Source organism: Rhodococcus sp. GQ147 (assembly GCF_059759155.1).
Genome location: NZ_JCAXDU010000014.1, coordinates 32562 through 49189 on the forward strand (window position 1 = coordinate 32562; position 16628 = coordinate 49189).

14 protein-coding genes are annotated in these 16628 nt (G+C 70.5%); 5 read left to right on the forward strand and 9 right to left on the reverse strand.

Annotated features, from left to right (window positions below):
• Positions 1-86: 86 nt before the first annotated feature.
• Complete coding sequence (locus AC6CID_RS16470) at positions 87-1379, reverse strand: uracil-xanthine permease family protein (RefSeq protein WP_498354207.1); 1293 nt, start codon at positions 1377-1379, stop codon at positions 87-89.
• Between the two features lie 108 nt (positions 1380-1487).
• Positions 1488-3155 (reverse strand): phosphoenolpyruvate--protein phosphotransferase, encoded by a 1668-nt coding sequence (gene ptsP / locus AC6CID_RS16475; protein ID WP_064060793.1) that lies wholly within the window; start codon positions 3153-3155, stop codon positions 1488-1490.
• A 133-nt stretch (positions 3156-3288) separates the two neighbouring features.
• Here ptsP and AC6CID_RS16480 point away from each other — a divergent pair, with 133 nt between their 5' ends.
• The 4 genes from AC6CID_RS16480 (at position 3289) to AC6CID_RS16495 (ending at position 7482) form a co-directional block, all read left to right on the forward strand.
• Positions 3289-4056, forward strand: coding sequence for a DeoR/GlpR family DNA-binding transcription regulator (locus tag AC6CID_RS16480; RefSeq protein WP_064060812.1), 768 nt, complete (start codon positions 3289-3291; stop codon positions 4054-4056).
• On the forward strand, positions 4053-5042 hold the full coding sequence (pfkB, locus tag AC6CID_RS16485; RefSeq protein WP_064060792.1) for a 1-phosphofructokinase: 990 nt from the start codon (positions 4053-4055) through the stop codon (positions 5040-5042). Before AC6CID_RS16480 ends, pfkB begins: the two co-directional genes overlap by 4 nt.
• A gap of 8 nt (positions 5043-5050) precedes the next feature.
• Positions 5051-7141: a PTS fructose transporter subunit IIABC gene (locus AC6CID_RS16490; protein ID WP_498354208.1), complete on the forward strand. Its 2091-nt coding sequence runs from the start codon at positions 5051-5053 to the stop codon at positions 7139-7141.
• A gap of 83 nt (positions 7142-7224) precedes the next feature.
• On the forward strand, positions 7225-7482 hold the full coding sequence (locus AC6CID_RS16495; protein ID WP_006551308.1) for an HPr family phosphocarrier protein: 258 nt from the start codon (positions 7225-7227) through the stop codon (positions 7480-7482).
• Positions 7483-7534: 52 nt separating this feature from the next.
• Here the strand turns inward: AC6CID_RS16495 and AC6CID_RS16500 are convergent, their stop codons facing one another.
• The 5 genes from AC6CID_RS16500 to AC6CID_RS16520 all read right to left on the reverse strand — a co-directional run bounded on the left by AC6CID_RS16500 (position 7535) and on the right by AC6CID_RS16520 (position 12696).
• Complete coding sequence (locus AC6CID_RS16500; protein ID WP_064060791.1) at positions 7535-8575, reverse strand: hypothetical protein; 1041 nt, start codon at positions 8573-8575, stop codon at positions 7535-7537.
• Positions 8575-10041 carry a GTPase HflX gene (hflX, locus tag AC6CID_RS16505; protein WP_006551306.1) on the reverse strand — a complete coding sequence of 489 codons (1467 nt, stop codon included), beginning with the start codon at positions 10039-10041 and terminating at the stop codon, positions 8575-8577. The genes AC6CID_RS16500 and hflX overlap by 1 nt, the downstream gene beginning before the upstream one ends.
• A gap of 105 nt (positions 10042-10146) precedes the next feature.
• Positions 10147-11013: a diaminopimelate epimerase gene (gene dapF, locus AC6CID_RS16510; RefSeq protein WP_006551305.1), complete on the reverse strand. Its 867-nt coding sequence runs from the start codon at positions 11011-11013 to the stop codon at positions 10147-10149.
• A gap of 10 nt (positions 11014-11023) precedes the next feature.
• Positions 11024-11986: a tRNA (adenosine(37)-N6)-dimethylallyltransferase MiaA gene (gene miaA, locus AC6CID_RS16515; RefSeq protein ID WP_064060790.1), complete on the reverse strand. Its 963-nt coding sequence runs from the start codon at positions 11984-11986 to the stop codon at positions 11024-11026.
• Positions 11983-12696 (reverse strand): class III extradiol ring-cleavage dioxygenase family protein, encoded by a 714-nt coding sequence (locus AC6CID_RS16520; protein WP_064060789.1) that lies wholly within the window; start codon positions 12694-12696, stop codon positions 11983-11985. The genes miaA and AC6CID_RS16520 overlap by 4 nt, the downstream gene beginning before the upstream one ends.
• 149 nt (positions 12697-12845) lie before the next feature.
• On the opposite strand from AC6CID_RS16520, the gene AC6CID_RS16525 reads away from it, so the two are divergent.
• A complete protein-coding gene (locus tag AC6CID_RS16525; protein WP_019289176.1) occupies positions 12846-14258 on the forward strand; it encodes a DUF349 domain-containing protein in 1413 nt (470 codons plus the stop codon).
• A 76-nt stretch (positions 14259-14334) separates the two neighbouring features.
• On the opposite strand, the gene AC6CID_RS16530 is transcribed toward AC6CID_RS16525, so the two are convergent.
• The gene (locus tag AC6CID_RS16530; protein WP_064060787.1) at positions 14335-14928 is read right to left on the reverse strand and encodes an Rv2732c family membrane protein; all 594 of its coding nucleotides are present in this window, start codon (positions 14926-14928) and stop codon (positions 14335-14337) included.
• Positions 14916-16445, reverse strand: a complete 1530-nt coding sequence (gene miaB, locus AC6CID_RS16535; protein WP_498354209.1) for a tRNA (N6-isopentenyl adenosine(37)-C2)-methylthiotransferase MiaB — start codon at positions 16443-16445, stop codon at positions 14916-14918. Before miaB ends, AC6CID_RS16530 begins: the two co-directional genes overlap by 13 nt.
• Positions 16446-16628 lie beyond the last annotated feature (183 nt).

Below are 16628 nucleotides of genomic sequence, written 5' to 3' on the forward strand. Positions count from 1 at the left end.
GTGACCCGGACGACCCCGGCGGGTACGCGTCGGTATCGAACGACCCGCGGGCACGGGTCGGTGTCGGCTGATGCGCCGGGTTCCGGTCAGCGGCGCAGATCCTCGAGTCTGCGCAGCAGCGGGTACGCGACGAGGATGCCGATCGAACCCCAGGCGATACCGCCGAGTTCGACCGAGCCGATCGACAAGGTCAGGTCGCCGATGCCGGCGACGAGCGCCGCGGCCGCGACCGTGAGGTTGACCGGATCCGTGAAGTCGACCTTCGCCTCCGTCCAGATGCGGACACCGAGGATGCCGATCAGGCCGTAGAGCACGAGGGTCGCGCCGCCGAGGACGCCCTCGGGCACGGTGAACACCAGCGCACCGAACTTCGGCGAGAAGGCCAGCACGACGGCGGTGACCGCCGCAACGGCGTATGCAGCGGTCGAGTACACGCGTGTGGCCGCCATGACGCCGATGTTCTCGGCATAGGTGGTCGTGCCCGAGCCGCCGCCCGCACCCGCGAGGGTGGTCGCAAGGCCGTCGGCGATGAGCGCATTGCCGGCCATGTCGTCGAGGTTTCGACCGGTCATCGCGGCGACCGCCTTGACGTGGCCTACGTTCTCCGCGACCAGCACGACGACGACGGGCAGCGCCAACAGCACGACCGACGGTTCGAAGGTGGGGCCGTGCAGATCGGGCAGGCCGAACCACGCCGCGTCGCGCATGGCGTCGATGCGCTCGGACGCGATCGCCCCGGTGAACGCCGCGAAGATCCATCCGACGATCACACCGACGAGGATGCCGAGGCGGCCGAGCATGCCCGGGCCGACCACCGTCACGAGCAGTGTGACCACGAGCGTGATCGTGGCGACGAGCGGTTGGGCTTCGAACGATCCGGTGGCCGTCGGCGCGAGGTTGAGGCCGATGAGGGCGACGATCGCCCCGGTGACCACCGGCGGCATGACCGCGTCGATGATGCGCGAACCCGCCGCCTTGACCACGAGGCCGACAAGCACCAGCACGATACCGACGGCGACGATCCCGCCGAGCTGCGCTGCCGGACCGGAACCGGCCGAGGCGCTGAGCGGCGCGATGAACGCGAAAGACGAACCGAGATAGCTGGGCACCCGGCCGCGCGTGATGATCAGGAACAGCGCGGTGCCGATACCGGAGAACAGCAGCGTGGTCGTGACGGGGAAGCCCGTGATAGTCGGCACGAGCAGGGTGGCGCCGAACATCGCGATGACGTGCTGCATCCCGATGCCGATGGTGCGCGGCCACGACAGTCGCTCGTGCGGTGCGACCACCGCACCGGGGTTGATGCGACGTCCGTCGCCGTGCAGGGTCCAGCCGCGGCGTGTGGTCGTGCGTCCGGTCGTGTTCGCTCGTTCGGTCACGACAGGTCATCGTAGAACCGGCAGCCTCATCGGCGTAGAACAGACCGCCCCGGCCGCGTAGAACAGGCCGTCCCGGCCGCGTAGAACAGGCCGTCCCGGCCGCGCCGCTCAGTCCAGCAGTTTCGCTGCCACGGCACGTGCCGCGACGGGGTCGTCGCTCGCGAGGACCGCCTCGGCCGCCTCACGGCAACGGTCCATCGGGACCGAGGAGAGCCGGGCGCCGACACCCGTCACCGCCGACGCGGCGCACGACAGGGACGTCACGCCCATTCCGGTCAGGACGCAGGCGAGGAGCGGGTCGGCCGCCGCCTCGCCGCACACCCCCACCGGCTTGCTCGCGGCCGCCCCGGCCTGCGCTGCGCGGGCCACGAGTGCGAGCACCGCGGGCTGCCACGGGTCGGTGAGTGCGGCCAGCTGCGGCGACATCCGATCGGCCGCCATCGTGTACTGGGCGAGGTCGTTGGTGCCGATCGACAGGAAGTCCAGGTGTTCGAGCAACCGATCGGCGAGCAGCGCCGCGGACGGAACCTCGATCATGACGCCGGAAGACAGCCCGCGCTCGCGCACCCGCGCGGCGAAATCGGCCGCCTCCGAGACGGTCGCCACCATCGGTGCCATGACCCACGGCATGGCGCCGGTGCGCGAGGCCGCGGCGGCCACCGCGTCGAGCTGACGATCGAGGACTCCCGGCGCCGTGGTCGTGATGCGGATACCGCGGACGCCGAGGGCGGGATTGTGTTCGTCGGGGTGGTTGGCGAACCGGAGGGGCTTGTCGGAGCCGGCGTCGAGGGTCCGCAGGACGACCTTCCGTCCCTCGAACGCCTCGAAGACCTCTGCATAGATGTCGGCCTGCTCGTCCACCGTCGGTTCGGTGTCGCGGTCGAGGAAACACAACTCGGTGCGGAACAGTCCGACGCCCTGCGCCGGCGTCCGGCGCGCCGCACGGGCACCCGATCCGTCCTGCACGTTGGCGAGGATCTCGACCGGGTGACCGTCGGCGGTGGCGCCGGGACCGGACCAGCCCGCCACCCGCTCGCGCTCGACGCGGTCGCGTTCGACCTCGGCTGCGGCCTCGGCGCTGTCCGGGGAGATCACGATCCGGCCCGTCGCGCCGTCGACCAGCACCTCGGTGCCGGCAGGGACGTCGTCGAGACCTGCCACCGCGACGACACACGGGATGCCGAGCTGGCGCGCGATGATCGCGGTGTGGCTCGTGGGTCCTCCGAGGGAGGTGGCCAGCGCGACGACGACGGACGGGTCGAGTCCGGCGGTGTCGGCGGGTGCGAGATCGGCCGCGAGGAGCACGGACGGCGAATCGGGCATCTCGAGACCGGGTTCGGGGGCGCCCTGCAGTTCGGCGATCACGCGGTCGCGGATGTCGAGCAGGTCGGTGACCCGCTCGGACTGCAGCCCGCCCATCTTCTCGAACAGGGCCGCGAACTGGTCGGTGGCGGCGACGGTGGCACCGACCGCGTCGGACCCGGACCGGATCTTCGTCGCGGTCGCCCCGCGCCAGGCGCGGTCCTCGACCAGCACAGCGGTGGCTTGGAGCACTTCTGCCGCGGCACCCGATGCACGCGAGGCGCGGGCGCGCAGCCGCTCGGCCACGACCTTCGCGGCGTCCTCGAACCGGCCCACCTCGGCCTCGCGCGCCGTGTCGGGGATCGAGGCGCCCTGCGCCGGGACCACAGGACGCGCGACGGGACGGATGACCGGCCCGTATCCGATACCGGGGACGACGGGGGTGCCGTGCAGGACGGACGCCGACTGCTCCATGGAGATCTCCTCACCGCAGTAGTTCGTTGTGACTCAGATTACTCGGAAGCCTTGACATGTCAACACGGACGGGCGTAAAACAACATAAACCAACATTGTTTTCCCCACAGATCGGGTACCCCCAGGAGTGTCGGTGTACGCAGAGGAACGGCAGCAGGCGATCGCAGCACTGGTGGCGGCACGTGGCCGCGTGTCGGTCGCAGTGCTCGCCGACCGGTACGGCGTCACCACCGAGACCGTGCGCCGCGACCTCGCACACCTCGAACGCCTGGGGCTCGTGCGGCGGGTTCACGGCGGCGCGATCCCGGCCGCCTCGCTCTCGGTGGCCGAGCCTGCCCTCTCCGAGCGCGAACACACCCGCGCCGAACACAAGGACCGCATCGCCGCCGCCGCGACGTCCTTCCTCCCGCCGTCCGGCGGAAGCGTGCTCTTCGACGCCGGCACCACGACCGGCAGGATCGTCGGAGCGCTGCCGCCCGAGCTCGACCTCACCGTCGTCACCAACTCGGTGCCGATCGCCGCGCGCCTCGCCGCAATGAGCACCGTGCAGCTGCACCTGCTCGGCGGTCGCGTCCGCGGTGTCACGCAGGCCGCGGTGGGTGCCGAGGCCCTCGCCACCTTGTCGACGGTGCACGTCGACGTGGCCTTCATCGGCACCAACGCGCTGAGCATCGACCACGGCCTGTCCACCCCCGACGCCGACGAGGCCGCGGTCAAGCGCGCGATGGTGCGCACCGCCGACCGGGTCGTCGTGGTCGCCGATTCGTCGAAGGTCGGTCGGCGCAATCTGCTGAGCTTCGCGTCGCTCGAACCGATCGACGTTCTGGTCACCGACACCGATCTCGACGACACCGACCGTCGGCAACTCATCGAACACGGAATCGAGGTGGTGACGACATGATCGTCACGCTCACGGCCAACCCCAGTCTCGATCGCACGGTCGGGCTGACGGGCCCGCTCGAGCGCGGGAAGGTGCATCGCACCGAGCGATCCACCGTCGATCCGGGCGGCAAGGGGATCAACGTCGCGCGTGTGCTGCACGCCGCGACGACCGAGGTCGTCGCCGTTCTCCCGGCCAACGCCGGCGATCCTCTGCTCGCCGCGCTGGACGAGCAGGGCATCGCCCATCGGGCCGTGCCCACCTCCGGGCCGACGCGCAACAACATCACCGTCGCCGAACCCGACGGCACCACGACCAAACTCAACGAACCCGGAACCCCCTGCACCGGAAGCACACTCGGCGAGTTGCACGCAGTCCTGCTGGAATGCGCGCAGGGAGCCGCGTGGACCGTCCTGTCCGGTTCTCTTCCTCCCGGTGTGCCCGAGTCGTGGTACGCCGATCTCGTGGGTGCCCTGCGCGGTCTCGGATGCCGCATCGCGGTCGACACCTCCGAGCGGCCACTGCTCGCCCTCGCCGAGCGGTTCCCCGCGGCGGCCCCGGACGTGATCAAGCCGAACGCCGACGAACTGGCCCAGCTCACCGGCGCGGACGCCCACGAACTCGAATCCGGCGCCGCCGCAGGAGACGTCGGCGCCGTGGTCGACGCGGGACGGGTGCTGGTGGAACGCGGGGTCGGCGCGGTACTCGCGACCCTCGGCGGTGCGGGCGCGGTGCTGGTCACCGCCACCGGCGCGTGGCGGGCCACCGCCGACGACGTCACGGTCCGCAGCACGGTCGGCGCGGGCGACTCGTCGCTCGCCGGATATCTGCTCGCCGAGCAGGCCGGTCACACCCCCGACGAGTGCCTGCGCCTCGCCGTGGCGTACGGAACTGCAGCCGTCATGCTCCCCGGAACAGCCCTGCCCACACCCGATTCCGTCGATCCATCCCGAGTGCACGTCACCGACGTCCACCGCCGACCCCGACCGCTCCCCTCCCACTCCTAAGGAACGTCATGTCCGACACCACCTCCGACTCCGCAGGCGGTTCCTCGATCATCGGCACGGAACTCGTCTCGCTCGATGTAGACCTGGGATCCGACAAGAACTCCGTCATCGCCGCGCTCGCCGAGCGTCTCGCAGCGAACGGTCGCGCATCCGACGCCGACGCACTCACCGCGGCCGTTCTCGAACGGGAGGCCAAGTCCGCCACCGGCCTTCCCGGCGGGATCGCGATCCCGCACGCACGCAGCGAAGCGGTGACCACGCCGTCGCTCGGTTTCGCCCGGCTGTCCCCGAAGGCCGACTTCGGTGCGCCCGACGGACCCGCCGACCTCGTCTTCCTCATTGCCGCGCCCGAAGGTGCGGGCGGCGACCACATGAAGCTGCTCACCGCTCTCGCTCGTGCACTCGTGCGCCCGGACTTCGTCGCGTCGCTGCGCGCGGCCGCGTCCGCGGACGAGGTCATCGCGCTGGTCGAGGACGTCCTCCCGCCCCGACCGGAGTCGTCGGGCAGCGCTCCTGCCGGCTCGACCGCAGCGCCGGAACAGCCGTCACCGACAGCCGCTGCGAAGCCGGCGGTCGCGCCTCCGCAGAGCGCGGAACAGCCCGGAGGCCGCACGATCGTCGCGGTCACCGCGTGCCCGACCGGTATCGCGCACACCTACATGGCCGCCGATGCGCTGGCCGCCGCCGGTGAACGCGCGGGCGTGACGGTCCGGGTGGAGACGCAGGGATCGAGCGGCAGCACTCCCCTGCCCCCCGACGTGATCGCCGGCGCCGACGCCGTCATCTTCGCCACCGACGTGGGGGTCAAGGGCCGCGAACGGTTCGCCGGGAAGCCCGTGATCGCATCGGGCGTGAAGCGCGCGATCAACGAACCGGACACCATGGTCGACGAGGCCCTGCGGGCCGCCACCGATCCGTCCGCACGCACCGTCGAGGGCACCGCGGGCGCCCCGGCGGGTGAGTCGGAGAGCGGCAGCGACCTCGGTTGGGGTACCCGGCTGCGGCAGATCCTGCTCACCGGTGTGAGTTACATGATCCCGTTCGTCGCGGCCGGTGGTCTGCTCATCGCTCTGGGCTTCCTGCTCGCCGGTCCCGACATCACCGACTCGGCCGCCGACATCGTCCTCGACAACACGCTCACCAACCTTCCCGAGGGTGGGCTCGGCACTTATCTCGGTGCGGTGCTGTACCAGATCGGCTCGTTGGCGTTCTCGTTCCTCGTCCCGGCACTGGCCGGGTACATCGCCTTCGCGATCGCGGACCGTCCGGGTCTGGCTCCGGGCTTCACCGCCGGTGCGGTGGCCGTCTTCGTCGGCGCCGGTTTCATCGGCGGTCTGGTCGGCGGCATCATCGCCGGCTTCGCGGCCCTGTGGGTCGGCCGTATCCCGCTGCCCATTTGGGCTCGTGGCCTGATGCCTGTGGTGATCATCCCGCTGCTCGCGAGCCTGATCGTCGGTGGGCTCATGTTCCTGCTGCTCGGTCGCCCGCTTGCCGCGATCACGACCGGTCTCACCGACTGGCTCAACGGTCTGTCCGGTGGTTCCGCGGTGCTGCTCGGTGCGATCCTCGGCCTGATGATGTGCTTCGACCTCGGCGGACCGGTCAACAAGGCCGCCTACGCCTTCGCGGTCGCGGGTCTCGACGTCGCCAACACCGGTTCGCTCGAGATCATGGCGGCGGTCATGGCCGCCGGTATGGTTCCGCCGCTCGCCATGGCACTGTCGTCGCTGGTGCGTCCGCGTCTCTACAGCATGGCCGAACGCGAGAACGGCAAGGCCGCCTGGCTGCTCGGTGCATCGTTCATCTCGGAGGGCGCCATCCCGTTCGCGGCGGCCGACCCGTTCCGGGTCATCCCGTCGATGATGCTCGGCGGCGCCGTGACCGGCGGCATCGTCATGGCGACGGGTGTCACGCTCACCGCTCCCCACGGCGGATTGTTCGTGCTGTTCGCGATGGACCGCGTCGTGTGGTTCCTGATCGCACTGGCAGCCGGTACGGTGGTCGCCGCACTCGCGGTCAGTATCGCCAAGTCGATCACGCGTCCCGCCCGGGTTGCCGCCGACGAGGCGAACCCCCAGCCCGTAGCGGCACGCTCCTGATCACAGCGGCACGCTCCTGATCACAGCGGCACGCGCCTGATCTACCCGACTTCCTGCACTTCCCCACCACGAAGGAGATTCCCATGCCCAGCACCACCGTTGCCGTCGGTTCGTCCATCGGCCTGCACGCCCGTCCTGCAGGGATCATCGCCGAGGCCGTGGTCGCGGCCGGTGTCCCCGTGACCCTCGCGGTCGACGGCGGCGAGCCCGTCGACGCCGGTTCGGCCCTGATGATCATGACGCTCGGCGCAGAAAAGGGCACGCAGGTCACGATCTCGTGCGATGACGACGCGGTCCTCGCGCAGGTCGCGGAGCTGGTCGCCGCGGACCTCGACGCCTGATCTCAGCCGCGGTCGCGGCGTCTGATCTCGGCCGCGGTCGCGGCGTCTGATCTCAGCGGCGGGCGCGGCGCCGGACGACGAGTCCGAGCACCCCGAGGGCGATGACTCCGGCGGCCACGCCCGCACCGACGACCGGCAGTGCCGCGGGCGACATCTCGTCCGCGGCATCGTCGTCCGCGGGTGCGAAGAGATCGGTCGCACCGCGACGGATACGGATCGGTGGATTCTCCGTGCCTGCCGCGCCGCGCTCGGACGCGGTGACCAGGTCACCGTCGGCGGTGAATGCGACGGCTTCGCCCTGCGGTTCGTCCGGGACCGGGACGCGGAAGCGCGGACCGGCGACCAGAGCGGACGCGAGATCGCCGTCGGGGACGTGGAACAGGTAGACGTCGGTGTAGGTGCGGACCGCCGCGACCGTCCCGTCGGCGTTGACCGCACCGCCGGTGATCATCGAGGAGGACGCACCGGGAATGGGACCGCCGGGGGTGTCCGACGGTCCGAGTGCCAGCGACCCGACCCTCTCGAGGGGGGCAGGTCCCGGCACGGGGAGGCCGTCGATCGTGAGTCCGCGTGCGGGCCGGTAGACATTGCTCGAGCCGAACAGCGCCTTCGTCACGATCACAGGTTCGCCTGTCGCGGAGACGAGCACGGTCTCGGCGTCGCGGGGACCGTCGGGATAGGTCAGCCGGTGCAGATCTCCCTGCCCGGTGTCGGGGTCGAGGGAGATGAGCGCGATCGTCTCGCGGACGCGGGTGTTGTCGCCGAGATCCCCGAGCCACAACCGGCCGTCGGGCCCCGCGGCGAGATCCTCGACGTCGTAGGGATCGACGGGCGACGGAACGCGTTGCAGCACCGAGCAATCGTCGTCGAGTTCGACGATGCGTTCGTCCTCCCCGGCATCGGGCGTCGCGAACAGCCGGTCGCCGATCGTCGCGAGGCCGGACAGTTCGGTGAGCACGGGATCGTCGGGGGTACACAGCATCTCGGTCGGCAGATCCGCGACCGGAATCCCGGTGTCCTGCGCGCCTGCGTGCGAGACCGGCACGAACGCCGCGACGGCAGCGAGCAGCGCCGCCCGGCGTACGACCCGCATCAGGCCGCGAAGTCGACCAATGCCGACGCCAGCGCTGCCGGCACCTTCGCGTGCACCCGCGTGCCGTCCACCTCGTGCTCGGACGACAGGATCTGACCGTCCGAATGGATGCGCGCGAGCAGATCACCGCGGGTGTACGGCAGGAGCAGCTTCACCTCGACGTCGGGATCCTCGAGCAGACCCGCGAGCTGGGTCTGCAACTCCTCGACGCCCACGCCGGTGTGCGCGGAGACGAACACCGCGCCGGGGATCGCGCTGCGCAACTGCGTCAGGGTGACCGGGTCGGCGGCATCGATCTTGTTGACGACGATCAGTTCCGGCGGCGGCGGTGCGTCCGATTCGCGGAGTACCTCGGTGACGACTTCGCGCACCGCCTTGATCTGCTCGGTGGGCATGGGGTCGGAGCCGTCGACGACGTGGAGCAGCACATCGGCGTCGGCGACCTCCTCGAGAGTCGACCGGAACGCCTCGACCAGCTGGGTCGGGAGGTGCCGGACGAAACCGACGGTGTCGGTGAGCACGTACTCGCGGCCGTCGGGCAGCGCCGACCGGCGGGTCGTCGGGTCGAGGGTCGCGAACAGTGCGTTCTGCACCAGGACACCGGAGCCGGTGAGCTTGTTGAGCAGGCTCGACTTACCGGCGTTGGTGTATCCCACGATCGCGACGGACGGGATCTTGTTGCGCAGACGCCGGGTGCGCTTGGTGTCGCGCGCGGCCTTCATCGCCTTGATCTCGCGACGGAGCTTGGCCATCCGCTCACGGATCCGGCGACGGTCGGTCTCGATCTTCGTCTCACCGGGACCGCGCAGGCCCACACCGCCGTTGCTGCCGGCACGTCCACCGGCCTGCCGCGACATCGATTCGCCCCAGCCACGCAGACGCGGGAGCATGTACTCCATCTGTGCGAGGGAGACCTGTGCCTTGCCCTCTCGCGAGGTGGCGTGCTGGGCGAAGATGTCGAGGATCAGCGCGGTCCGGTCGATGACCTTGACCTTGACGACCTTCTCCAGCGCGGTGAGCTGGGCGGGGGTGAGTTCGCCGTCGCAGATCACGGTGTCTGCGCCGGTGGACAGGACGATCTCCCGGAGTTCGTCGGCTTTGCCGGAGCCGATGTAGGTGGAGGCATCGGGCCGGTCACGACGTTGGACCAGGCCTTCGAGGACCTCGGAGCCCGCAGTCTCGGCGAGCGCGGCCAGCTCGGCCAGGCTCGCTTCCGCCTGGGCGGCCGTTCCGCCCGTCCAGACACCGACGAGCACGACACGCTCGAGTCGGAGCTGGCGGTATTCGACCTCGGTGATGTCCTCGAGTTCGGTGGACAGACCGGCCACACGCCGCAACGCGCTACGGTCTTCGAGTTGCATCTCGCCGACGGACGGATCCTCGGCGGTCCAGCCTCCGGATGCGTCGTACGCGGTCGGAGTGCTGTCATCTGTGGTTGCGCGATGCATGCGCTGTGTGTTCGTCATACACCTCCATGGTGTCACGAAGCCCGAATCGGTGCATTCGAGTTTTTCTGCCGCATCCGCGCGGGGGGTACCCAAGTGCGCGCCGGCCGGGCCGAGCGGCGCCGATCAGATCGGCGCCGACCACCAGGTGTCGTCGAGTTCTCCCGTCGCGACCAGCACAGACGGCCCGCGCAACCAGGCGCGACCGTTCTCTATGCGCACCTCGACCGAGCCACCGGGGATCCGCACCTGCACCGCGCCGTCGGATGCGCCGTCGAAGCGCAGGGCCGCAGCAGCCGCGGCCACCGTGCCGGTTCCGCACGAGCGGGTCTCCCCCACGCCGCGTTCGTGGACGCGCATGTGGACCGTCCCGGCCGCGATCGGGGTCAGGAACTCGATGTTGACCCCGTGCGGGAAGAAGCCCGGGTCGAAGCCGGGCGAGGTGAGGTCGAGACCGGCAAGGCTCGTGTCGTTCAGGTGCGGGTCCACGCACGCGAGGTGCGGGTTGCCGACGTCGATGCCGATGCCCGGATAGACCCGCCCGTCGATGGTCGCCGCCGACTCGCCGAGGGTGCGCACCGTCCCCATGTCCACGGTCACCTCGCCGAGGACCGGTCCTGTCTCGTGCACGGTGACGGGCTTGCCTCCCGCCCGGCTGCCGACGACGAACTCGCGGCGGTCCTCGAACCCGTGCGCGGTCAGATAGTGCGCGAACACCCGCACACCGTTGCCGCACATCTCGGCGATGGATCCGTCGCCGTTGCGGTAGTCCATGAACCAGTCGTCGGCGTCGGTGCCCTCGGGCAGTTCTCCGAGCGCGCCGGCCGACACCAGTGCCCCGGCCCGGGCCACGCGGAGCACACCGTCGGCGCCGAGCCCGCGACGCCGGTCGCACAGGGCCGCGATCCGGCCTGCGTCGAGGTCCAGGCGGGCGTCGGGATCCGGAAGGATCACGAAGTCGTTCTCGGTTCCGTGCCCTTTGCTGAACTCCATGCGCGCTACCTTATCGGGCTGGTGAGGCCGGTGATGTGCGTGCGTCCCGGACGGCCCGCAACGCGACGTCGAGCAGGTGGGGGTCGGCGCCGTCGAGCCAGTGGATGCGCGGGTCGCGGCGGAACCACGAGCGTTGCCGTCGCACGTAGCGCCGGGTCCCGATGAACGTCCGCTCGCGTGCGTGGTCGAGGTCGTACTCCCCGTCGATGTACGCGAGCACCTGTGCGTAGCCGATCGCGCGACGTGCGGTGACGCCCTCGTGCAGCCCGACTTCGAGGAGTCCGTGCACCTCGTCGACGAGGCCGCGTTCGAACATCAGGTCGGTGCGCCGCGCGATGCGGTCGTCGAGTTCGGCGGTGTCGCGGTCGACGCCCAGGATCACGGTGCCCCAGCGGGGCTCACCGATCGTCGGCTGCGACGCCGTGAACGGTTGCCCGGTCAGCTCGACGACCTCGAGCGCGCGGACCATGCGGCGGCCGTCGGTGGGCAGGATCGTCGCCGCGGCGGCGGGATCGGCGCTCTGCAGCGCCCGGTGGACCGCGGCGGGCCCCTCGGTCTCGAGCACCGCCTCCCACTTGGCACGGACCTGCGGATCCGTCGCCGGGAACTGCCATTCGTCGAGCAGTGCCTGCACGTACATCATCGATCCGCCGACGACGATCGGGAGGCGGCCGCGGCCGAGGATCGCCTCGACGTCGGCGATCGCGGCCTGCTGGTAGCGGGCGACCGTCGCGGTCTCGGTGACGTCGAGGACGTCGAGTTGATGGTGCGGGATCCCGCGACGCTCGTCCGGTGCCAGCTTGGCCGTCCCGATGTCCATCCCGCGGTACTGCTGCATCGCGTCGATGTTGACGATCTCGCCGCCGAGCGCTTCGGCGAGGTCCAGTCCGAGATCGGACTTGCCCGTGGCGGTGGGGCCCACCACCGCGATCGGTACGAGCGTGTCGGCGGGACCGGTGCTTTCTGCGCTCACGGTGTCCAGATCCCCACGTGGTAGCCCACGCCGTAGGGCGCGGCGGAGTAGGTGACGGACGCCGAGCGCGGGCGCGCTCCGAGGGTGGCCGCCAGGACGTGCCAGGCAGCGCGGCCGGTCAGCTTGATGTCCGAACACAGGTCGGGGTCGAGCGCCGCGAGCACCTCCGTGTCGCCGGCGCCGAGCGCTGAGGCCAGGGCCGCCTCGACCTCCTCCGAGCGCGGATCGTAGGCGCCGGGCGCCTTGGCGGTGAGGGTCGTCGCTCCGTCCGCGACGACGAGCAGTGCTCGCGGCAGATCGTCGCGGTCGAGCTGCGCACGCAGGTCGCGGCCGAGATCGGCGCAGTGGGCGGCGTCGGCGTCGGCGGCCACCACGTGGGTCGTCACGTGGGTGCCGGGTGCCGTGCGGTCGCGGATCCAGCCGGCCACCAGCGCGGTCAACGCGAGCGCGGGATCGGGTTCACCGGCGGCCTCAGGACCGAGCTGCACCGTGACGTCGACACCGAACCCGAGGAAGGTTCCGCGCGCGGTGGAAGGAACGGTCTGTTCGGCCGTCTCGGCTCCCACGACCACCCATTCCGCGGCACCGGACAGGCTGCGACCGACCTCGAGAACCGCCTCGCGCAGATCGTCGGTCTCGGAGACGGCGAGACCGGTGAGCTCGGGGACGAGCAGCGGTGGGGACGGCACGAACGCCGCGGCGGTCAACACATCGGCAACCGTAGTCCACCGGACCCGGCGCCCTGCATGGACACGACCTGTTTCAATAGTGAGCGGACACGATCGCGGAGCCCCGGGATCGACCGGCGGTAGACCCATGCGACCAGGCAGCCGTGCCGCGCGGCAGAGATGAGGTATCGATGAGCGACCCGAACGCACAGGACCGAACCGGCGAGTCGACGCAGGAGCGGACCCCGCGTCCCGGTCCCGCCACACCCCGAGCCCATGCTGCGACGCCCGGCCCCGCGGGCCGAGAGAACGGCAGTTCCACCGCAGCACCCCCGAAGCCGCATCCCGTCGCGGCCCAGACGCACCCCCACGTCCCGGCGGTGCCCGCGAGCGATCCGAGTCGGTTCGGACGCGTCGACGAGGACGGCACCGCATGGGTCCGCACGAGCGAGGGCGAGCGGTGCATCGGATCGTGGCAGGCAGGCGACGCCGCCGAGGGCCTCGCGCACTTCGGACGCCGTTACGACGATCTCGTCACCGAGGTGGCGATCCTCGAGACCCGGTTGACCTCCGGCACCGCCGACGTGAAGAAGACCCGCGCGGCCGCCGAGGCACTGGCCGAGTCGCTGCCGACCGCCGCCGTCATCGGTGATCTCGATGCGCTCGCCGCCCGGCTCACCGCGATCATCGAGCACTCCGAGGAGGCTGCGGCTCTCGCCAAGCAGGAAAAGGAGCGTCGGCGCGCCGAGAGCACGGCCCGCAAGGAGGCCCTCGCGGCCGAGTCCGAGACGATCGCCGCCGAATCCACCCAATGGAAGGCCGCGGGCGACCGGCTGCGCGAGATCCTCGAGGAGTGGAAGACCATCCGCGGGGTCGACCGGAAGGTCGACGACGTGTTGTGGCGTCGCTATTCGAAGGCACGCGAGGCGTTCAACCGGCGTCGAGGAGCCCACTTCGCCGAACTCGACCGCGAGCGCGCCGCGGCGAAGAGCCGCAAGGAAGAACTCGTCGCCCGGGCGGAGGAGCTGCAGAACTCCACCGACTGGGGTGCCACCGCCGCGGCCTTCCGCGACCTGCTCGCCGAGTGGAAGGCGGCCGGACGGGCACCGAAGGACGCCGACGACCAGCTGTGGAAGCGGTTCAAGGGCGCCCAGGACGTCTTCTTCGCCGCACGCAACGCCGCGAACGCCGAGCGCGACGCCGAGTTCGAGGAGAATGCCCGCGCGAAGGAGGCCCTGCTCGAGGTGGCCTCCTCGATCGACCCGTCGGCCGATCTCGAAGGTGCCCGGGCGCGCCTGCGCGAGCTGCAGGACCAGTGGGAGGCGATCGGCAAGGTGCCGCGCGAGCGCATGCACGATCTCGAAGGCCGTCTGCGGGCCATCGAGAAGAAGGTGCGCGAGGCCGCGGATTCCGAGTGGCGCCGCACCGATCCCGAGGCCCTCGCGCGTGCGGCCCAGTTCCGTGAGCGGGTGCGTCAGTTCGAGGAGCAGGCCGCCAAGGCGACCGCCGCCGGCCGGGCGAAGGAGGCCGAGAAGGCTCTCGCCCAGGCCGCGCAGTGGCGCGAGTGGGCCGACGCGGCCGAAGGTGCCGTCGGCGAGCGCTGACCCCGCGACATCCGAGACGGACGATCCCCCTCTCCCGGTCCGGGAGAGGGGGATCGTCGTGTTCGTGCCGGAGGCGTCAGGCCTCGGGGTCGTCGCGCATCAGGCGGGGCCGCTCGTGCTGTGCTGCGACCTTCCGCAACTCGGCCTCGGCCTCGAGCTGGGCCGAGGTCCGCGCCCACACCACGCGGGCCCAGTGGAAGACGATCACCATGACGGCGAACCAGCCGATCACGAGACCGAATCCCGGTCCCGCGGCGGACGACTCGACGGGCAGGGTCTGGCGCGACCAGATCGCGAGCATGCCGAAGACGATGGTCACCGCCGAGCCGGCCAGGGACACCCACGCCAACGCCCACTTGCGGGTGACGAGCGCGAGAATCGAGCCCAGCCCGGCGAAGACCACTGCGAAGCCGACGAACAGCCGCGACGGCAGACCGATCTCCTCGGTGGTCGCGTCCGGGGCGAAGGACAGCACCTCCCACCCGTTGGCGGATCCGGCGTGGGGCAGGCTGAAGGTCGCCAGCAGGATCAGGACGGCGATCGCGACGAACATCGCCCGGGCGCCCGGGTCGATGTCGGTCGCCACCTTCCGTTCGGCGGCTTCGAGTTCGGCGCGTACGTCACCCGTCGCGTGGTGATCGTGCGGCTTGTCGGTGGTCATGCGTTGCATCCCATCTGAGGCGGCAGCGGGTCGGGGACGCCGATGCTCGGCAGTCCGAGTCCGACACCGATCGGCGGTGTCTTGGGCAACCGGCCCTGTTCGAAGTGGTCGCCCGCACGTGTACGGCGGTGCGTGAGGATCGGGGTGTCCGCGACGAGGTGGTGCGGCGCGGCGTCGCTGACGACGATCGTGATGACGTCGCCGGGACGCACCGCGGTGTCGATCGCGCCCTCGGGACGGAAGTGGACGAGGCGGCCGTCGCGGGCACGCCCGCTCATCCGGGCGGTCTCGGCGTTCTTGCGACCCTCCCCCGCCGCGACGAGCAGTTCGACCTCCGTGCCGACGAGCTTGCGGTTCTCCTCGAGGGTGATGCGTTCCTGCAGCGCGATCAGACGGTTGTAGCGCTCCTGCACTACGGCCTTGGGGACCTGACCCTCCATGTCTGCTGCGGGCGTGCCGGGACGCTTCGAGTACTGGAAGGTGAACGCGCTGGTGAAACGCGCCTTCTCGACGACCTCGAGGGTCTGCTGGAAGTCCTCCTCGGTCTCACCGGGGAAACCGACGATGATGTCGGTGGTGATCGCGGCTTGCGGCATCGCGGCCCGAACCCGCTCGATGATGCCAAGGAAGCGTTCCTTGCGGTACGAGCGGCGCATGGCGCGCAGGATCCGGTCGCTGCCGGACTGCAGCGGCATGTGCAGTTGCGGGCACACGTTGGGGGTCTGCGCCATCGCGTCGATGACGTCGTCGGTGAATTCCGCCGGATGCGGGGACGTGAAGCGCACCCGCTCGAGGCCCTCGATGTCGCCGCACGCGCGCAGCAGCGACGCGAAGGCGCCCCGGTCGCGGGGCTGCTCCGGATCGGCGAAGGACCGGCCGTAGGAGTTGACGTTCTGGCCGAGCAGTGTCACCTCGAGCACGCCCTCGTCGACGAGCGCCTGCACCTCGGCGAGGATGTCACCCGGGCGCCGGTCGACCTCCTTGCCGCGCAGCGACGGCACGATGCAGAAGGTGCACGTGTTGTTGCAGCCGACGGAGATCGACACCCATCCGGCGTACGACGACTCGCGCTTGGCGGGCAGCGTCGAGGGGAACGCCTCGAGGGCGTCGAGGATCTCGACCTCGGCACGGCGATTGTGCCGCGCGCGTTCGAGCAGTGCGGGGAGATTGCCGATGTTGTGCGTGCCGAAGACCACGTCGACCCAGGGCGCCTTCTTCACGACCGTGTCGCGGTCCTTCTGGGCGAGGCAGCCTCCGACGGCGATCTGCATGTCGGGGTTGTCGTCCTTGACCGGACGCAGATGACTCAGATTGCCGTACAGCTTGTTGTCGGCGTTCTCCCGCACCGCGCAGGTGTTGAAGACCACCAGATCCGGTGACGCGCCGGGCGCGGCCTTGGTGAAGCCGGCGTCCTCCAACAACCCCGACAGACGCTCGGAGTCGTGTACGTTCATCTGACAGCCGTAGGTGCGGACCTCGTAGGTCCGGGCACCGGTACGGGGGGCTTCTTCGTCGATCAGTGACACGTCTCAGGGTATCTCACCTCGGCGGGTCCCCTTTCCTCGCGCCGACCGCGCGTGCCCCGTCGAGGTATCCGATACTGCTCGTGCAGTAAAAATCCCGTGACGCGTGCACCGAAGGTGTCCCGAAATGCGAAGTCTCGGGCGTCGGACGGCATAGGGTCTGCAGATATGACATCAGCGGCCGCC

Excerpts from the sequence above, each read along its gene's own strand:
- ptsP (WP_064060793.1), bottom strand. The coding sequence starts at position 3,155 with ATGGAGCAGTCGGCGTCCGTCCTGCACGGCACCCCCGTCGTCCCCGGT.
- pfkB (WP_064060792.1), top strand. The coding sequence starts at position 4,053 with ATGATCGTCACGCTCACGGCCAACCCCAGTCTCGATCGCACGGTCGGG.
- AC6CID_RS16490 (WP_498354208.1), top strand. The coding sequence starts at position 5,051 with ATGTCCGACACCACCTCCGACTCCGCAGGCGGTTCCTCGATCATCGGC.
- AC6CID_RS16495 (WP_006551308.1), top strand. The coding sequence starts at position 7,225 with ATGCCCAGCACCACCGTTGCCGTCGGTTCGTCCATCGGCCTGCACGCC.
- AC6CID_RS16500 (WP_064060791.1), bottom strand. The coding sequence starts at position 8,575 with ATGCGGGTCGTACGCCGGGCGGCGCTGCTCGCTGCCGTCGCGGCGTTC.
- hflX (WP_006551306.1), bottom strand. The coding sequence starts at position 10,041 with ATGACGAACACACAGCGCATGCATCGCGCAACCACAGATGACAGCACT.
- dapF (WP_006551305.1), bottom strand. The coding sequence starts at position 11,013 with ATGGAGTTCAGCAAAGGGCACGGAACCGAGAACGACTTCGTGATCCTT.
- AC6CID_RS16525 (WP_019289176.1), top strand. The coding sequence starts at position 12,846 with ATGAGCGACCCGAACGCACAGGACCGAACCGGCGAGTCGACGCAGGAG.
- AC6CID_RS16530 (WP_064060787.1), bottom strand. The coding sequence starts at position 14,928 with ATGCAACGCATGACCACCGACAAGCCGCACGATCACCACGCGACGGGT.